The sequence below is a fragment of the Streptomyces sp. NPDC001980 genome (assembly GCF_040296885.1).
In the GTDB taxonomy this organism is placed as follows: Bacteria; Actinomycetota; Actinomycetes; order Streptomycetales; family Streptomycetaceae; genus Streptomyces.
On sequence record NZ_JBEOYD010000050.1, the window covers coordinates 52,252 to 70,390 of the forward strand.

At 70.7% G+C, this 18,139-nt stretch carries 13 protein-coding genes; 8 read left to right on the forward strand and 5 right to left on the reverse strand.

The features are described from left to right. Positions 1–39 precede the first annotated feature (39 nt). From ABT137_RS44145 to ABT137_RS44170, 6 genes are all read left to right on the forward strand, one after another. The gene (locus ABT137_RS44145) at positions 40–1,131 is read left to right on the forward strand and encodes a sugar ABC transporter substrate-binding protein (protein WP_351718121.1); all 1,092 of its coding nucleotides are present in this window, start codon (positions 40–42) and stop codon (positions 1,129–1,131) included. Between the two features lie 325 nt (positions 1,132–1,456). Beyond that, positions 1,457–2,248 carry an ATP-binding cassette domain-containing protein gene (locus ABT137_RS44150; RefSeq protein WP_093498532.1) on the forward strand — a complete coding sequence of 264 codons (792 nt, stop codon included), beginning with the start codon at positions 1,457–1,459 and terminating at the stop codon, positions 2,246–2,248. Between the two features lie 20 nt (positions 2,249–2,268). After that, the gene (locus tag ABT137_RS44155) at positions 2,269–3,594 is read left to right on the forward strand and encodes a sugar ABC transporter permease (protein WP_351718145.1); all 1,326 of its coding nucleotides are present in this window, start codon (positions 2,269–2,271) and stop codon (positions 3,592–3,594) included. Positions 3,595–3,850: 256 nt separating this feature from the next. Further along, positions 3,851–5,767, forward strand: coding sequence for a 1-deoxy-D-xylulose-5-phosphate synthase (gene dxs, locus ABT137_RS44160; RefSeq protein WP_351718124.1), 1,917 nt, complete (start codon positions 3,851–3,853; stop codon positions 5,765–5,767). Positions 5,768–6,018: 251 nt separating this feature from the next. Next, a complete protein-coding gene (locus tag ABT137_RS44165) occupies positions 6,019–7,515 on the forward strand; it encodes an amino acid permease (protein ID WP_351718126.1) in 1,497 nt (498 codons plus the stop codon). A gap of 72 nt (positions 7,516–7,587) precedes the next feature. Further along, the gene (locus tag ABT137_RS44170) at positions 7,588–9,036 is read left to right on the forward strand and encodes an ArnT family glycosyltransferase (protein WP_351718128.1); all 1,449 of its coding nucleotides are present in this window, start codon (positions 7,588–7,590) and stop codon (positions 9,034–9,036) included. Position 9,037: 1 nt separating this feature from the next. Here the strand turns inward: ABT137_RS44170 and ABT137_RS44175 are convergent, their stop codons facing one another. After that, positions 9,038–9,409: a PIN domain-containing protein gene (locus ABT137_RS44175; protein WP_351718130.1), complete on the reverse strand. Its 372-nt coding sequence runs from the start codon at positions 9,407–9,409 to the stop codon at positions 9,038–9,040. Positions 9,410–9,473: 64 nt separating this feature from the next. On the opposite strand from ABT137_RS44175, the gene ABT137_RS44180 reads away from it, so the two are divergent. Continuing rightward, positions 9,474–10,490: a DUF8189 domain-containing protein gene (locus tag ABT137_RS44180; protein WP_351718132.1), complete on the forward strand. Its 1,017-nt coding sequence runs from the start codon at positions 9,474–9,476 to the stop codon at positions 10,488–10,490. 69 nt (positions 10,491–10,559) lie between these two features. Here ABT137_RS44180 and ABT137_RS44185 read toward each other — a convergent pair whose 3' ends face one another. From ABT137_RS44185 to ABT137_RS44195, 3 genes are all read right to left on the reverse strand, one after another. After that, a complete protein-coding gene (locus ABT137_RS44185) occupies positions 10,560–12,689 on the reverse strand; it encodes a 3-hydroxyacyl-CoA dehydrogenase NAD-binding domain-containing protein (protein ID WP_351718134.1) in 2,130 nt (709 codons plus the stop codon). Beyond that, positions 12,686–13,903 carry a thiolase family protein gene (locus ABT137_RS44190; protein ID WP_351718136.1) on the reverse strand — a complete coding sequence of 406 codons (1,218 nt, stop codon included), beginning with the start codon at positions 13,901–13,903 and terminating at the stop codon, positions 12,686–12,688. Before ABT137_RS44190 ends, ABT137_RS44185 begins: the two co-directional genes overlap by 4 nt. Before the next feature lie 418 nt (positions 13,904–14,321). After that, positions 14,322–15,341, reverse strand: coding sequence for a hypothetical protein (locus ABT137_RS44195; protein WP_351718138.1), 1,020 nt, complete (start codon positions 15,339–15,341; stop codon positions 14,322–14,324). Between the two features lie 613 nt (positions 15,342–15,954). Here ABT137_RS44195 and ABT137_RS44200 point away from each other — a divergent pair. Next, positions 15,955–16,704 (forward strand): TetR family transcriptional regulator, encoded by a 750-nt coding sequence (locus tag ABT137_RS44200; RefSeq protein ID WP_351718139.1) that lies wholly within the window; start codon positions 15,955–15,957, stop codon positions 16,702–16,704. 46 nt (positions 16,705–16,750) lie between these two features. On the opposite strand, the gene ABT137_RS44205 is transcribed toward ABT137_RS44200, so the two are convergent. Continuing rightward, positions 16,751–18,031: an HRDC domain-containing protein gene (locus ABT137_RS44205; RefSeq protein WP_351718140.1), complete on the reverse strand. Its 1,281-nt coding sequence runs from the start codon at positions 18,029–18,031 to the stop codon at positions 16,751–16,753. Between the last annotated feature and the right edge of the window lie 108 nt (positions 18,032–18,139).

Consider the following 18,139-nt stretch of genomic DNA (forward strand, 5'->3'; position numbering starts at 1 on the left):
GCGGCCCTGTCAGGGAGGCACCCCCAAATGAACGCAACGATGCGTAGAGTCGTGATCGGCACCGCCGCGGTTTCCATGGCGCTGTCCGTCGCCGCCTGTGGCAAGGCCGGCGACGACAAGAAGAGCGACTCGAGCAGCAGCAGCTCCTCCGGTGGCAAGACCATCGGCCTGCTGCTCCCCGACAGCGTGACCGCGCGCTACGAGAAGTTCGACCACCCGTACTTCGAGGCGCAGGTCAAGTCGCTGTGTGCCGACTGCACGGTCGACTACGCGAACGCCGCCGGTGACGCTGCCAAGCAGGCCCAGCAGGTCAGCACCATGGTGACCAAGGGCGTCAAGGTCATCGTGATCTCGGCCCAGGACTCTGCGGCCATCAAGTCCTCCATCGACGCCGCCGTGGCCAAGGGCGTCAAGGTCGTCGCGTACGACCGCCTCGCCCAGGGCAAGGTCTCGGCCTACGTCTCCTTCGACAACGTCAAGGTCGGCGAGCTCCAGGGCCAGGCCCTGCTCGACGCCCTCGGCTCCAAGGCGACCACCAAGTCCAAGGTCGTCATGATCAACGGTGACGACGCCGACCCGAACGCCGGCCAGTTCAAGCAGGGCGCGCACAAGGCCCTCGACGGCAAGGTCGACATCGCCTACGAGCAGTCCGGCCTGTGGAAGGACACCGTCGCCGCGCAGAAGATGAAGGCGGCCATCACCCAGCTCGGTGCCAAGAACATCGCGGGCGTCTACTCCGCCAACGACGGCATGGCCGGTGGCATCGCCACCACCCTCAAGGGCTCCGGCATCAGCGGCATCCCGCTGACCGGTCAGGACGCGGAGCTCGCGGGCATCCAGCGCATCGTCGCGGGCACCCAGTCCTCCACCGTCTACAAGGCGTTCAAGCCGGAGGCCGACGCCGCCGCCACCATCGCCGTGGACCTGCTGCAGGGCAAGAGCATCTCCTCGCTCGCCACCGGCACGCAGACCAGCGGTTCCGGCGACAAGGTGCCCTCGCAGCTGCTGACCCCGGTGTCGGTCACCAAGGCCAACATCAAGGACACGGTGATCAAGGACGGTCTGTACACCGTCTCGGACATCTGCACCAGCGAGTTCGCCAAGGCCTGCAAGGCCGCCGGTCTCCAGTAGTCCCGCTCTGGAGCCGTGAGGCTCCGGCCGTCAGCGCCTGGGTGGTCGCAGTACGACACCCGGGCCCCGGCCGCCCGACGCGCCGGCCCTTCCGCAAGGTGCCCCGGCCGTCCGGCGGTCTCGCGAAACCCCTCCGACGCCCGCTCCGGCCTTCATACCCCGCTGCCGGAGCGGGCGTCGGACGGACCCGTTGCCAAGCGCAGCGGATTCGCGCATGTTCATCTTGTAAACCGCGTGCGTACCCCGACGACAGTCCGAGGTACCGCACGACCCTCCGCGCCTGATCACCAAGCGCGGCATCCCCGCCGGTCAGGCGGCGAAGGAGATGGTTCACGTGTCCGCTACGCCCGTGCTGGCGTTGCGCGGAGTCTCCAAGCGATTCGGTGCGGTCCAGGCACTCACCGACGTCGATCTGGAGGTCCACGCCGGAGAAGTGGTCGCCCTGGTGGGCGACAACGGCGCAGGAAAGTCGACCCTGGTCAAGACGATCGCGGGTGTGCATCCCATCGATGAGGGCGTCATCGAGTGGGAGGGCAACTCCGTCAGCATCAACAAGCCGCACGACGCCCAGGGGCTGGGTGTCGCGACGGTCTACCAGGACCTCGCGCTCTGCGACAACCTCGACGTGGTGGGGAACCTCTTCCTCGGCCGTGAGCTGCTGCACCGCGGCGTCATCGACGAGGTGACGATGGAGAAGCAGGCGCGCGAGCTGCTGAGCACGCTCTCCATCCGCATCCCGAGCGTGCGCATCCCGATCGCCAGCCTCTCCGGCGGCCAGCGTCAGGTCGTGGCCATCGCCCGCGCCCTGATCGGCGACCCCAAGGTCGTCATCCTCGACGAGCCCACCGCAGCCCTCGGTGTCGAGCAGACCGCGCAGGTCCTCGACCTGGTCGAGCGGCTGCGCGAGCGCAACCTCGCCGTCATCCTCATCAGCCACAACATGGCCGACGTCAAGGCGGTCGCGGACACCGTCGCCGTGCTGCGTCTGGGCAAGAACAACGGTTTCTTCCCCGTGAAGAGCACCAGCCAGGAAGAGATCATCGCCGCGATCACGGGTGCCACGGACAACGCCGTGACCCGTCGTTCCGAGCGACGCACCACGGAGGCGGCAAAGTGAGCGAGACGTCGAACAAGACCGTGCAGGGCGACGAGTCGCCCCAGCTCGACAAGACCGAGGCGGCCGGGACCCCGACCACGGTCGCTCCCGCCGACGACCCGACGGCCGCGCCGGTCACCGTCGTCGACCCGCGGCTGCTGGTCCGTGAAGAGGGCTTCAAGGGCTACCTCACGGAGTTCTCGCGCCGGGTGAAGGGCGGCGAGCTGGGCTCGCTGCCGGTGGTCGTCGGCCTGATCATCATCTGGACCATCTTCCAGGTGAAGAACAGCCTGTTCCTCAGCGCGGACAACCTCTCCAACATCAGCTACTTCCTCGCGGCCACCGGCATGCTCGCCATCGGCCTGGTGTTCGTGCTGCTGCTCGGCGAGATCGACCTGTCCGTCGGCTCGGTGAGCGGTCTGGCCTCCACGGTGTTCGCCGTCTTCGTGGTCAACCACGGCATGAACCAATGGCTGGCCCTGATCCTCACGATCATCACGGGCATCGGCATCGGTGCGCTGCACGGCTGGTTCTTCGCGAAGATCGGCGTACCCGCGTTCGTGGTCACCCTGGCCGGCTTCCTCGGCTGGAACGGTCTGATGCTGTGGCTGCTGGGCTCCAGCGGCACGATCAACATCCCGGCCGACAGCGGCCCGGTGAACCTCCTCGGCCAGAGCTCCTTCTTCATGGACCAGGCCATCATCGGCGCCTACCTGCTGGCCGGCCTCGGTGTCGTGCTCTCGGCCGTGGGCCAGCTGAACGAGCAGCGCCGGCGCCGGGCGGCGGGCGTGCCGTTCCGTCCCACCAGCGAGATCCTGATCCGCGTCGGCCTCCTCGCGGTGGCGTCCTTCGCCGCGGCGGCCGTGCTGAACAACGCGGCCGGTGTCTCCAACGCGCTGGTGATCTTCCTCGCGTCGCTCGTCATCGTCGACTTCGTACTGCGCCGTACCACGTACGGCCGCAAGGTCTTCGCGGTCGGCGGCGGCATCGAGGCGGCCCGCCGTGCGGGTATCAGCGTGCCGATGGTCCGGATCACCGTGTTCGCGATCTCCGGCGGTTTCGCGGCGATCGGCGGCATGTTCTTCGCCGGCCAGACGGCGAGCGCGACGCTCAACGCCGGTGGCGGCAACACGCTGATGCTCGCCATCGCGGCGGCCGTCATCGGTGGTACGTCGCTGTTCGGTGGCCGCGGTACCGTCTGGTCCGCCCTCCTGGGCATGCTGGTCATCCAGTCCATCCAGACCGGTCTCGACCTGCTGAACATGAACACGTCGATCCAGTACATGATCACCGGTGGTGTTCTGCTGGGTGCGGTCGTCATCGACTCCGTCTCCCGCAAGAGCCAGAAGGCGGCGGGGCGCGGCTAGCGCCGTGGGGGGTGCGGTGCGCGGGCGGCTTCACCGCCGTCGTGGTTGATCGCGCAGTTCCCCGCGCCCCCAGGTAAGTCAAGTGCCCGGTGTCTGAAAAGGCACCGGGCACAGTCGTGTCATAGGTGGGGCTCATCATGGGTACAGCCGATCGCGTGACCCATGACCCAAGGGCCGGAGTCGTTCCGCCCGGGCGGAACATTAGACTCGACGAGCCCGGCAACAGCTCGATCAGCTCTACTGCAAGGAGGCACGGGTGCCGCTGCTGACCCGTATCAGGGGACCGCGCGATCTGGACCGGCTCAGCCCCGAGGAGCTGGTCCAGCTGGCAGAGGAGATCCGGAGCTTCCTCGTGGAAGCGGTCTCCAAGACCGGCGGACACCTCGGTCCCAACCTGGGCGTGGTCGAGCTCACCATCGCCCTGCACCGCGTCTTCGACTCCCCGAAGGACAAGGTGCTGTGGGACACCGGCCACCAGTCCTACGTGCACAAGCTGCTGACCGGCCGGCAGGACTTCTCGAAGCTGAAGCAGAAGGGCGGCCTGTCCGGCTACCCCTCGCAGGCCGAGTCCGAGCACGACGTCATCGAGAACAGCCACGCCTCCACCGTGCTCGGCTGGGCCGACGGCATCGCCAAGGGCAACCAGCTGCTCGAACGCGACAGCCACGTCGTCGCCGTGATCGGTGACGGCGCCCTGACCGGCGGCATGGCCTGGGAGGCGCTGAACAACATCGCCGACGCCAAGGACCGCCCGCTCGTCATCGTCGTCAACGACAACGAGCGCTCGTACGCCCCGACCATCGGCGGCCTCGCCAATCACCTGGCGACCCTGCGTACGACGGACGGGTACGAGCGGTTCCTGGCCCGCGGCAAGGACCTGCTGGAGCGCACCCCGGTCGTCGGCCGGCCGCTCTACGACACGCTGCACGGCGCCAAGAAGGGGCTGAAGGACTTCATCGCCCCGCAGGGCATGTTCGAGGACCTGGGCCTGAAGTACGTCGGCCCGATCGACGGCCACGACATGGAGGCCCTGGAGTCGGCGCTGGCCCGGGCCAAACGGTTCGGCGGCCCGGTGATCGTGCACTGCCTCACCGAGAAGGGCCGCGGCTACCAGCCCGCCCTCCAGGACGAGGCCGACCGCTTCCACGGCATCGGCCCCATCCACCCCGACACCGGCCTGCCGGTCAAGGCCTCCGGCGCCGACTGGACCTCGGTCTTCGGCGACGAGATGGTCGAGCTCGGCAAGGAGCGCGAGGACATCGTCGCCATCACGGCGGCCATGCTCCAGCCGGTCGGCCTGAAGAAGTTCGCGGACACCTTCCCGGACCGCATCTACGACGTCGGCATCGCCGAGCAGCACGGCGCCGTCTCCGCGGCGGGCCTCGCCACGGCCGGCCTGCACCCTGTCTTCGCCGTGTACGCCACCTTCCTCAACCGCGCCTTCGACCAGGTGCTGATGGACGTGGCCCTGCACAAGTGCGGGGTGACCTTCGTCCTGGACCGGGCGGGCGTCACCGGCACCGACGGCGCCTCCCACAACGGCATGTGGGACATGTCGATCCTCCAGGTCGTCCCCGGCCTCAGGCTCGCCGCCCCGCGCGACGCCGACCAGGTCCGCGCCCAGCTCCGCGAGGCCGTCGAGGTCGACGACGCCCCGACGGTGGTCCGCTTCTCGAAGGGCGCGGTCGGCCCCGCCGTGGCCGCCGTCGGCAGGGTCGGCGGCATGGACGTCCTGCGCGAGCCCGGTACCGACACCCCGGACGTGCTCCTGGTCTCCGTGGGCGCCCTCGCCCCCATGTGCCTGGAGATCGCCGGCCTCCTCGACAAGCAGGGCATCTCGACGACCGTCGTCGACCCGCGCTGGGTCAAGCCGGTCGACGAGGCCATGGCCCCGCTGGCCGAGCGCCACCGGGTCGTCGTCACGGTCGAGGACAACATCCGCGTCGGCGGCGTGGGCTCCGCCGTCGCCCAGGCCCTGCGCGACGCGGGCGTCGACGTCCCCCTCCGAGACTTCGGCATCCCGCCCCGCTTCCTCGACCACGCGTCGAGGGCCGAGGTGATGGCGGAGATCGGCCTGACGGCCCCGGACATCGCCCGCCAGGTCACCGGTTTGGTCGCGAAGCTGGACGGTACGACGACGGAGGTCGACTCGGTGGAGTCCGCCAGGGATTGAAACGCCCTGGCTGAGACGCCCCTTCAGGGGCGCTGGGGGTCCCCCGGCCGAAGGCTGGGGGAGGAACTGCGCGACCAGCCCCCACCGGGCCGGTAGCCCCCGACGAAACCCAAACCACCCCAATGGGTCGGCCTCGCTCACCTCTCCGGTGGCGAGACCGACCCATCTGCGTGAACCTGCCCTTGCCGGGGCATACGCACCCCCCGGCCCTCTCGATCATGTCGAGGACGACAAACGTGGGAGGTAGGCACGTGGGCAGTACCCTCTTCAGGACCAAGAACGTCGAACAGTCCATCAAGGACACCGAGGAACCGGAGCACGCGCTCAGGAAGTCCCTGTCGGCCCTGGACCTCACGGTCTTCGGCGTGGGTGTCATCATCGGCACCGGCATCTTCGTCCTGACCGGCACGGCCGCCAAGAACACCGCAGGGCCCGCCGTGGCCCTGTCCTTCGTCGTGGCCGGCGTCGTCTGCGGCCTCGCCGCGCTCTGCTACGCCGAGTTCGCCTCCACCGTCCCGGTCGCCGGTTCGGCGTACACCTTCTCGTACGCCTCGCTCGGCGAGTTCCCCGCGTGGATCATCGGCTGGGACCTGGTGCTGGAGCTGGCGCTGGGCACGGCGGTGGTCGCCGTCGGCTGGTCGGGGTACATCCACTCGCTGCTCGACAACGCCGGCTGGCACCTGCCCGAGTACCTCAGCGGCCGCGACGGCGCCCACGGCTTCGGCTTCGACATCCTCGCCGCCGCCCTGGTCCTCGTCCTCACCGCGATCCTCGTCGTCGGCATGAAGCTCTCCGCCCGGGTCACCTCGGTCGTCGTCGCCATCAAGGTCGCCGTCGTCCTGGTCGTCATCATCGCCGGCGCCTTCTTCATCCACAGCGGCAACTACAGCCCCTTCATTCCGCACAAGGAGCCCGTACCGGCCGGCGGCAACCTCAAGGCCCCGCTGATCCAGCTGATGTTCGGGTGGGCGCCCTCCAACTTCGGCGTGATGGGCATCTTCACCGCCGCCTCCGTCGTCTTCTTCGCCTTCATCGGCTTCGACGTCGTCGCCACCGCCGCAGAGGAGACCCGCAACCCCCAGCGGGACGTGCCGCGCGGCATCATCGGCTCCCTGATCATCTGCACCTTGCTGTACGTGGCCGTGGCCATCGTGGTGACCGGCATGCAGAAGTACAGCGAGCTGTCCGTGGACGCCCCGCTCGCCGACGCCTTCAAGGCCACCGGGCACCCCTGGTTCGCCGGCCTGATCAGCTTCGGCGCCGCCGTGGGCCTGACCACCGTGTGCATGATCCTGCTGCTCGGCCAGTCCCGGGTGTTCTTCGCGATGAGCCGGGACGGCCTGCTGCCCCGTTTCTTCTCGCACACCCACCCGAGGTTCCGCACCCCGTACCGGCCGACCATCCTGCTGGGCGTCGTCATCGCGATCGTCGCCGGCTTCACCAGTCTCAGCGAACTCGCCGAACTGGTGAACATCGGCACGCTCTTCGCCTTCATCATCGTCGCGATCAGCGTGATCATCCTGCGCAACAGCCGGCCCGACCTGGAGCGGTCCTTCCGCACTCCCTGGGTGCCGGTGCTGCCGATCGTGTCCGTGCTGGCCTCGCTGTGGCTGATGCTCAACCTGCCCGCGGAGACCTGGCTGCGGTTCGCCATCTGGATGGTCATCGGCTTCGTCGTCTACTTCCTCTACGGCCGCTCCCACAGCCGCCTCGCCCAGGCCGAGCGGGCACCCGCCGACGCTCCGTGACCGGCAGTCTCGCCACTCCGGCCCCGTATGTCCCGTCCGGGTGGGACTGCGGGGCCGGATAGCGTGCTCCCCATGCTTCTCGCGCCCCTCGCCCCGCCACGGTCCGTAGTCGCAGGGAAGGGGTACTGGACGCGGCTGCTGCCCCTGCTCGCCGTGCTGGCCTGCGTGACCCGGGTGCCGTCCTTCCTCCGGCCGCTGTGGAACCCCGACGAGGGCTATCTCGCCGTACAGGCACGCATACTGGCGCGCGGCGGACAGCTGTACGAGACCGTCGTGGACCGCAAGCCGCCGCTGCTGCCGTGGCTGTACGAGGGGACCTTCGCGGTCTTCGGGTCCGGGTCGCTCACCCCGGTCCGGGTCCTCGCCGTACTGGCCCAGCTGGCCACCGCCACCCTGCTCGCGTCGATCGCCCGGCGACGCTGGGGCGACCGCTCGGGCCGTACCGCCGGGGCGCTGTACCTGCTGGTCTCGGTCGGGCTCAACCCCGAGGACGCGCAGGCGGCCACCTTCGAGGTGTTCATGCTGCCCTGCACGGCCGCCGCGATGTGGTGCGCCGACCGCCGCCGCTGGGGAGCGGCCGGGGCCGCCGTCGCCTGCGCCTTCCTCACCAAGCAGACCGGCGGGGCCGTTCTGGTGCCGGTGCTCTACCTCCTCAACCGGTACGGCGGCCCGCGTGCGGGCCTGCTCCGGCTGGCGGCCGGCGCGGCCCTGCCCGTGCTGGGCGCTGCCCTGGCCACCGACCCGGCCGGCTTCGCCTTCTGGACGGTCACCGGGTCCGGCGCCTACGCCTCCTTCACCGGATCCGAACTCCACGTCCTGGCGCGGGCGTTGACCAACAGCGCGATCCTCGGCGCGGCCTCGGCCGGCCTGCTCCCGCCCATCGCGCGGGCCCTGCGCATCGCCCGCACGGGCGCCGCCGACCTGTGGCTGTGGCTGGCCGCGTCGGCGGCCGCCGTCACCCTCGGCTTCCACTTCTTCGGCCACTACTTCCTGCAACTCACCCCACCGCTCGCCCTGTTGGCCACGGCCGCGCTGCAGATCCTGCCGCGGGAACGGACCTCGGCCGCCGTCCTCGCCTCGGCCTGCGCCTGCGCCCTCTTCCTGACCTGGGGCGTCCTGGCCCCCCGCCCCGAACTCGCGCACGCGCAGCGGCTGGCGCTCACCCTCGACCGCCGTACCGCGCCCGGCGACCGGGTCCTGGTCTGGGGCATACACCCGGAGACGTACTGGCTCGCCGACCGCACCCCCGCCACCCGCTACCTCACCGCCGGCCTCCTCACCAACTTCAGCGGCGGCCGGGACGGCCCGCAGGTCGGCGAGAAGTACGCCGTCGCGGGCACCTGGCCCGTCTTCCGCGCGGAACTGGCCGACCGGGCACCGGCCCTGGTGATCGACGACTCCCGCGGCAAGCCGTACGGCCCCGACCGCGTCCCGAGCCTGCGCAGACTGCTCGCGGCGGGCTACGAGCAGGCGGGCGAGGTGGACGGGGCGGTGCTGTACGTCAGGGTGCCGGGGGAGTAGTTCAGTGCAGCAGGGCGCTCGGCCCGATCACCTCGGCGCCCAACTCGGTCACCCGGCTCCGCAGTTCACGGTCGGCGGTGACGACGAGCCGGGGCCGGCCGGGGTCCTCGGCGGCCAGCTCCACGATCCGGTCGTCGCCGCTGCCGGGTGCCGACTCCACCCGTACCCCGGGCACCGACGTCACCCCGCGGGCCGCACCCTCGACGACGAGCACCAGCTCCACCGGCGTCGGGCGGCCGGGCAGCCCCTGCTCGGCGAGCCGGTCGCGCAGCCGTTCGGCGGCTCCCTTGCGGTCCCGCCACCAGCCGTCCGGCCGCGACCCGACGACGTTCGCGCCGTCGACGATCACCAGCAGGGGAGCTTCGTCTTCCATGCCCCAAGCCTCGCACGCCCGGGGCCGCCCCACTGCTCCGAACGGCCCCGCTTAGAGTGAAGCGGTGAACGGCGACTGGCTCCTCCGCGGCCGTGACGGCCGGCTCAGTGTCTATCTGCCGTCGGGCGAAGCCGTGCTGTGCCGGGCGGAGCGCGGACCGCGCGCGCCCTGGGGCGCTCCCCGGACAATGGGCGGCGACCAGCGGCTGCACCCGGGCTTCACGGTGGGCCAGGGCGTCGACGGGTACGCCCATCTGGTCGCCTGGCGGCCCACCGTGAAGGGCGAGTCGGGGCTCGTCCACTCCACCCACTACCGGCCGCATCTGGCCCCCCTGGACTGGCAGCCGATCGGTCACCCGGGCAAGAAGGGCGATGTCACCGGAGCCCCGGCCGTCGCGGTGGACGCGGCGGGCCGCGCCCATGTCTTCGTCCGTAACCGGGGGCGCGGGCTGAGCATGGTCGCCCAGAAGGCGAAGGGCGGCTGGGAGCCGTGGCGGGACCTGAAGGGCCGGCTGGTCGAGGACGGACTCGCGGCGGTGACCGGTGAGTCGGGGCGGGTCGAGGTGTACGCGGCCGTGCCCGGCGGACTCGTGCACTGGCGTCAGGAGCAAGCCGGGAAGCCGCCCGTGCTCCTCGAGGCGCTGGAGGCCCCGGTCCGGCCGGGCACCCTCACCGCCCTCGCCACCTCGGCCGAGAGCACGACCCTCTACTACACCGACGAGTCCGGCGACCTGTGCGCCTGGCGTCCGGGCGGCAAGCCGTACGCCCTGCTGCCCTCCGCCGGGCCCGGCCCGGTCGCCGCGGTCCGCTGTGAACTCGACGGGTACGACTGCACCCTGCTCGCCCAGCGCTCGGCGAGCGGCCGGGTGGCCTTCGCCGCGTATCCGACCCAGGACGAGCAGGCCGGCGCCTGGTGGACCGAGTCGGGACCGCAGCTCCCGGCCGACGCCCGGGTCGCCCTGACCACGGACGCGGCGGGCCGGGTGACCGCGGCGAGCCTGTCCCCGTCCACCGGCCGGCTCCTGCTCACCCGCCGCAAGGACGAGCCCGGCCTGGCCCTTGAGGCCTGGCGCGAGGTCTGACCTCCGCACCGCACGTGAAAAGGGGCCCTCCGCGCGGTGCGGAGGGCCCCTTTCCCACTGCTGTGGCCGTTACGCGGGGACCGAAGCCACGCCCGGGGCCAGGAACTTCTTGCCGTTCACGCGCTCCGAGACGCCCTCGCGGTCCAGGTACGGCGTGATGCCGCCCAGGTGGAAGGGCCAGCCGGCGCCCGTGATCAGGCAGAGGTCGATGTCCTGCGCCTCGGCGACGACACCCTCGTCGAGCATGAGCCCGATCTCCTGGGCGACGGCGTCCAGGACGCGGTCGCGGACCTGCTCCTCGCTGAGGACGACGTCACCCTGTTTCAGCAGCGCGGCGACCTCGGGGTCCAGCTCCGGCTTCCCGCTGTCGTACACGTAGAAGCCGCGCTTGCCGGCCTTGACGACGGCCGCGAGGTTCGGGGAGACCGTGAAGCGGTCCGGGAAGGCCCGGTTGAGGGTCTCCGAGACGTGCAGGCCGATGGCGGGACCGACCAGCTCCAGGAGCACCAGCGGGGACATCGGCAGACCCAGCGGCTCGACCGCCTTCTCGGCGACCTCGACCGGGGTGCCCTCGTCGATGACGTTCTGGATCTCGCCCATGAAGCGGGTGAGGATGCGGTTCACGACGAACGCCGGGGCGTCCTTCACGAGAACCGCGGTCTTCTTCAGCTTCTTGGCGACGGCGAACGCGGTGGCCAGCGAGGCGTCGTCGGTCTGCTCGCCGCGGACGATCTCCAGGAGCGGCAGGATCGCGACCGGGTTGAAGAAGTGGAAGCCCACGACCCGCTCGGGGTTCTTGAGCTTCGACGCCATCTCCGTCACCGACAGCGAGGAGGTGTTGGTGGCGAGGATCGCGTGCGCCGGGGCGACCGCCTCGACCTCCGCGAACACCTGCTGCTTGACGCCGATCTCCTCGAAGACCGCCTCGATGATGAAGTCCGCGTCGGAGAAGCCCTCGGCCTTGTCCAGGACACCCGTCACCAGGGCCTTGAGGCGGTTGGCCTTGTCCTGGTTGATGCGGCCCTTGCCGAGCAGCTTCTCGATCTCGGCGTGGACGTAGCCCACACCCTTGTCGACGCGCTCCTGGTCGATGTCGGTCAGCACGACCGGCACCTCCAGGCGACGCAGGAAGAGCAGGGCGAGCTGCGAGGCCATGAGGCCCGCGCCCACGACGCCCACCTTGGTGACCGGACGCGCCAGGTTCTTGTCCGGCGCACCCGCCGGGCGCTTGCCGCGCTTCTGCACCAGGTTGAACGCGTAGATGCCGGCGCGCAGTTCACCGCCCATGATCAGGTCGGCGAGGGCCAGGTCCTCGGCGTCGTAACCCTGCTGGAGGTCGCCGTTCTTGGCGGCGGCGATGATGTCCAGGGCGCGGTAGGCGGCCGGGGCCGCACCGTGCACCTTGCTGTCGGCGATGAAACGGCCGCGCGCGACGGCCTGGTCCCAGGCCTCGCCGCGGTCGATCACCGGGCGCTCGACCTCGATGTCGCCCTTCAGCACCTGGGCGGTCCAGATCAGCGACTGCTCAAGGAAGTCGGCACCCTCGAAGAGGGCGTCGGCGATGCCCAGGTCGAAGACCTGCTGCCCCTTGAGCTGCTTGTTCTGGTTGAGGCTGTTCTCGATGATGACCGAGACGGCCTTGTCGGCGCCGACAAGGTTCGGCAGCAGCGCGCAGCCGCCCCAGCCCGGGACCAGACCGAGGAAGACCTCGGGCAGCGAGAACGCCGGGATGGCCTTGGAGACGGTCCGGTACGTGCAGTGCAGACCGACCTCGACGCCACCGCCCATGGCGGCACCGTTGTAGTACGCGAAGGTCGGCACGGCGAGGCCCGCGAGGCGCTTGAAGACCTCGTGGCCGCCCTTGCCGATGGCCAGCGCGTGCTCGTGCTCCTTGAGGAGCTCGACGCCCTTGAGGTCGGCGCCGACCGCGAAGATGAACGGCTTGCCGGTGATGCCGACGCCGACGACCGTGCCCTCGGCGGCCTCCTTCTCCACCTGGTCGATAGCGGTGTTGAGGTTCGCCAGCGAGGCCGGGCCGAAGGTGGTCGGCTTGGTGTGGTCCAGGCCGTTGTCCAGGGTGATCAGCGCGAAGCGGCCGGCCCCGGACGGCAGGTCGAAGTGGCGTACGTGCGCCGACGTGACGACCTCGTCGGGGAACAGGTCCGAGGCCTGCTTCAGAAGCTCGGCGGTGGTGCTCACTTGTCCCCCTCGAAGTGCGGGTTCTCCCAGATGACCGTCGCGCCCATGCCGAAGCCGACGCACATGGTGTTCAGGCCGTAGCGGACGTTCGGGTGCTCCTCGAACTGGCGGGCCAGCTGCGTCATCAGACGCACGCCGGAGGAGGCCAGCGGGTGACCGAAGGCGATGGCGCCGCCGTACTGGTTGACGCGCTCGTCGTCGTCCGCGATGCCGTAGTGCTCCAGGAAGGCCAGCACCTGGACGGCGAAGGCCTCGTTGATCTCGAAGAGACCGATGTCGGAGATGCCGAGCCCCGCCTGGGCGAGCGCCTTCTCCGTGGCCGGGATCGGGCCGTAGCCCATGACCTCCGGCTCGACACCCGCGAAGGCGTACGACACGAGCCGCATCTTCACCGGCAGGTTGTTCTCGCGGGCGAAGTCCTCGGAGGCGATGATCGAGGCGGTCGCACCGTCGTTCAGACCGGCCGCGTTGCCGGCGGTGACCCGCCCGTGCACGCGGAACGGGGTCTTCAGACCCGACAGGTTCTCCAGGGTGGTCCCGGGCCGCATCGGCTCGTCGGCGGTGACGAGACCCCAGCCGGTCTCACCACCCTCCGGGTTCGTCCGGCGCACCGAGATCGGCACCAGGTCGGCCTGGATCTTGCCGTTGGCGTACGCCTTGGCGGCCTTCTCCTGCGAGCGCACCGCGTACTCGTCCGCGCGCAGCTTGGTGATCGTCGGGTACCGGTCGTGCAGGTTCTCCGCGGTCATGCCCATGAACAGTGCCGACTCGTCGACCAGCTTCTCGCTGACGAACCGCGGGTTCGGGTCCACGCCCTCGCCCATCGGGTGCCGGCCCATGTGCTCGACGCCGCCGGCGATGGCGACGTCGTACGCGCCGAAGGCGACGGAACCGGCGACCGTGGTGACGGCGGTCAGGGCGCCGGCGCACATGCGGTCGATGGAGTAGCCGGGCACGGAGGTCGGCAGGCCCGCGAGAATGCCCGCGGTACGGCCGATGGTCAGACCCTGGTCACCGATCTGCGTGGTCGCGGCGACGGCGACCTCGTCGATCTTCTTGGTGTCCAGCCCGGGGTTGCGGCGCAGCAGCTCCCGGATCGCCTTCACGACGAGGTCGTCGGCACGGGTCTCGTGGTAGATGCCCTTCGGGCCCGCCTTGCCGAACGGGGTACGGACGCCGTCGACGAAGACGACATCCCTGACGGTACGAGGCACGATTGGCTCTCCTCCAGGGTGCGGGATGGCACTGCTGCGATGCGCTGAGCGCGCGCTCAGGGCCCATGCTACTTATGAGTAACGTGACTGCCCAGTCCTGGAGGGTGGAGCGGCGAAGGTCACATGCCGGGGTGCCTCCACTGCAGCGCCCCGACAGGGGCGCGGGGCTGTACTTGACATGCGGCTCCGCCGCGTGGGCGCGACCAGCCGCATCGGACCCGCAGACCCGTACGGCGCGCAACACCGGGGCGGCATGGATGCTGCGGAGACCCCTCGCTCCGCGGCGTGCCCAGCTCGAAGATGCGGGTGTTGCCCGCCAGCAGCCGCCGGGTGCGGGCGGGGCGGGACCGGGGTGCGGGTGACGTGAGCACAGGGGCTCCTCTCGGGTGGTGGGGTACGCGTACGGACGGCCGCCGGGTCATGAACGGTCCCGGAAGAAGGGGATGGTGGGAGGGGGGCGGAGGTCCGGCACGCCGACGGACCGGTGCCGGCCGGTCGCCGGACGCGGTGCCTCGTCGGCCCGTGCCATGACGGGCGCCGCGAGTGCGCAGATCAGCAGCGGTCCGCGACCGGCCGGGTCGTCGTCGCCGTACGCGAGGCGGACGCCGGCCGGACCGCACACCACGCCGAGCGCGTCGAGCACCCGGATCGTGTAGCGCGCGAGGGTCTGTGCCGGCGGGCTGTCCGGCGTGCGCGGTCCGGCGGGGACGTCCGCCCGCAGGCCGGTGACGACGTGCTCGGGCCGTCCGTCCGGGCCGGGGCGGGTGACGGTGTCGACCGTGTACCGGCGGCGGCCGGGCAGCTCGGTCAGCACCAGGTGCGGGCTGCCGGAGTGCCGGGCGGCCGCGTGCCACAGGGCCGGCCAGGCCGTGTTGATCTGGCCTTCGTCCGCACATTCCACCGCGTCGACCGGGATGCCGGCGACCGCCGGGGCGAGCAGGTAGCCGGCCGCGGGGTACGACCGTGCCCAGGCCACGGCGTCGGCCGGACGCGCGGTACGGATGCCCCGCGGTGCCGGGATCCCCAGCCGGGCCAGCCGGGCCGCCTGCGCGCCGCGGTCGTACCTCAGCGGCGAGGACGCCGGATCGGCCCCGGGAAGACCGAGCTGCCAGGCGATCCGCTCGGCCAGTTCGATGCCCCCGGCCCCGCCGGCGACCACGGCCGACACCCCCAACGCCCGCAGCGCCTTGACCGTCTGCCGCAGCCCCCGGTGCACGACGGTGTTTTCGTACCCGGCGGGCGGCGTCGCGTTCCGGTACGCCGGCGGGCGCAGCCGGTGCTCCGGAAGGACGGCCACGGTCCGCCAGCCGTTCCGCGCGAAGGCCCGCTGATACGGTTCCCCGCCCTCCTCGTACGGGGCGACCACCGCCGCGGTGCCGGCGGCGGGATCGGCCCGTGGCACGGCCGCGGTGGCGGAGGAGGCGGGGGCGGTGGTCATGGCGGCGGACTCCCGAGCGGGTGTGGGCGGGGGCGGGGCCACGGTTCGGCTCGCCGCTCGGCCGGTGAAAGTGTCTGAAAGGGCACTGCCGTATGGCGTCCGGCCGACTGCCCCGGCCCTGTGGCACCGGGCCTGTTTGGACCAAGTGGTCTCTTCTGTGCCGCTTCCCCCTTGTCCCGGCGGAACGTTGCGCCGGTTACTCGAACTACCGGGAAACTTACCGGATGTGAGAGGCAGTTGTCCGGACCGCGTGGCCGGCTGAGTACTCACGGCAGCCAAGGAGCATCTCCCAAAGAGGAGTAATGTCCATATTGTCGTGAGGATCTCTCGGCTAGAAGGGACCACTCGGTCTGTTCTGGCTTCCCCAGTCTGGAACCCGGGCCTGGTGACGTCAAGCAAGCGGCGGCCACGGGCGGTGTCCACCGCTCCGCGACGGGTCGCGGAACCGTCTTTCCCCAGTTCCGCAAGCCCCTCGCCCGCTCCGACCTCCGGGGTAGTATCTGGACGCTGATCAGCGCGTACGTGAAGGGGTGTTCCGAAATGCGTACGCAGCTGTCCCGGACAAAGCCCGTTCGGTCATGAACCCGTTAATGGGCCTCGAAGGCGAGATCGAATGAGCAACCCGCGCAGGCCGCGACGTCAGCAACAGCGCGCCATCGACACCAGGCGGCGAATCCTCGACACCGCCGGCGCGCTTTTCGTGATGGACGGCTACGAAGGAACGTCGGTCGGTGACCTCATCACTGCCGCACGGACCAGCAAGGGGGCCTTCTACCGGCATTTCCCGGGCGGAAAGATCGAAGTGGCGACGGCCATCATGCACAACGCACTGACCATGGACGGCCTGCGGGAACAGCGGATCATGCTCCAGGAAGTGGTCGACATCGGAATGATCCTGGCCTACCGGATCTCCCACGAGAATGCACTTCAGGCCGCTTTGAAGCTGTCGTTCCACAGTAATGCGCCGGATACCTACGGAACGCCGTGGCCCGACTGGATCGCTTTCAATACGGGACAGCTCGCCGAAGCGCGGCGACGCGGCGAGCTGAAGAAATTCGTCGATGCCGAGCAGCAGGCCCACCAAATCGCGGGGAACTGGGCCGGAGTGGTGCTCATGTCGAACACCCTCGACCGGCACATGCGGAATGTCGAGGCGCGGATTTCTCGCATGTACCGCAACCTGGTGACCGCGATCGCGGTTCCGGACCTCCTGCCCGAGATCGACTTCTCCGTGGACCGCGGCCGACACCTCTACACCGCGTTCCTGGAAGGCCCGGCCGACCGGACCGACCCGGCCGAACCGGAACCGTCGCAGGGCGAACCGGCCGAAGGAGGCCCGGAGGGCGAAGGAGTCCCGGAGTGAGTGGGCGAGGCGCAACGGCCGCCGACGCCCTGTGCCGGCTGTCCGCCTAGGCGGACAGCGCCGTCACCAGCACCGGTGTCACCTGCTCCACCTGCCAGGGCCGTGCGCCGTACCCCACCAGCGCGGCCCCCACGGTCTCCGCGTCGACCACCTGCGGCGGCTCCCAGCAGAGCCTGCGCACGGTGTCCGGCGCGATGAGGTTCTCCTGCGGCATCGTGAGCTCCTCGGCCAGCGCCGAGACCGCGGCCCGGGCAGCCGACAGGCGCGCTGCGGCGGCGGGGTCCTTGTCGGCCCACGCCCGGGGCGGCGGCGGCCCCGTCACGGGCTGTCCCGGCTGCGGCAGCGCGGTGTCAGGCAGCGCCTTGGCGCGGTCCACCGCCGCCTGCCACTGCTCCAGCTGCCGCCGCCCCATCCGGTGGCCGTAGCCGTTCAGTCCCGCGAGGGCGTGCACATTCGGCGGCAACGCCAGCGCCGCCTCCACGATCGCCGCGTCACTGAGCACCTTGCCCGGCGACACGTCCCGCTTCTGCGCGATCCGGTCCCGGGTCTCCCACAGTTCCCGCACCACCCCGAGCTGTCGGCGCCGGCGCACCTTGTGCATCCCCGACGTGCGGCGCCAGGGGTCCTTGCGCGGCTCGGCCGGCGGCGCGGCCGCGATCGCGTCGAACTCCTGCCGCGCCCACTCCAGCTTCCCCTGCCGGTCCAGCTCCTTCTCCAGGGCGTCCCGCAGGTCGACGAGCAGCTCGACGTCCAGCGCCGCGTACCGCAGCCAGGGATCGGGCAGCGGCCGGGTCGACCAGTCGACGGCGGAGTGGCCCTTTTCGAGCACGAACCCGAGGACGCCCTCGACCATCGCGCCCAGCCCGACCCGGGGGAACCCGGCGAGCCGCCCGGCCAGCTCGGTGTCGAAGAGGCTGCTGGGCGTCATGCCTATCTCGCGCAGGCAGGGCAGGTCCTGGGTGGCCGCGTGCAGGACCCACTCGACGCCGGCCAGCGCCTCGCCGAGGCCGGACAGGTCGGGGCAGGCGACGGGATCGATCAGTGCGGTCCCGGCGCCCTCGCGGCGCAGCTGGACGAGGTAGGCGCGCTGACCGTAGCGGTAACCGGAGGCGCGCTCGGCGTCGACGGCGACGGGCCCGGAGCCGGCGGCGAAGGCGGCGATCACCCCGGCCAGCACGGCCTCGTCCACGACCACCGGCGGAATGCCCTCACGGGGCTCCAGCAGAGGGATCGGCGCCCCCGTCACAGAAGATCCGGCCTCGTCCGGAGGAGTGCCCCCGGTGGTGCGCAGTGAACTGTCTGCTGCGGTGTCTTGGGCGTCGGTCACATGTCAAGGGTATCCGTGTGTGGACGGCGCCCGTCGACGGAACGTTCCGTCGACGGGCCAAGCCGGGCCTGCCCGACCCGCGTGACCTGGACGCCCGCAGTACGCGCC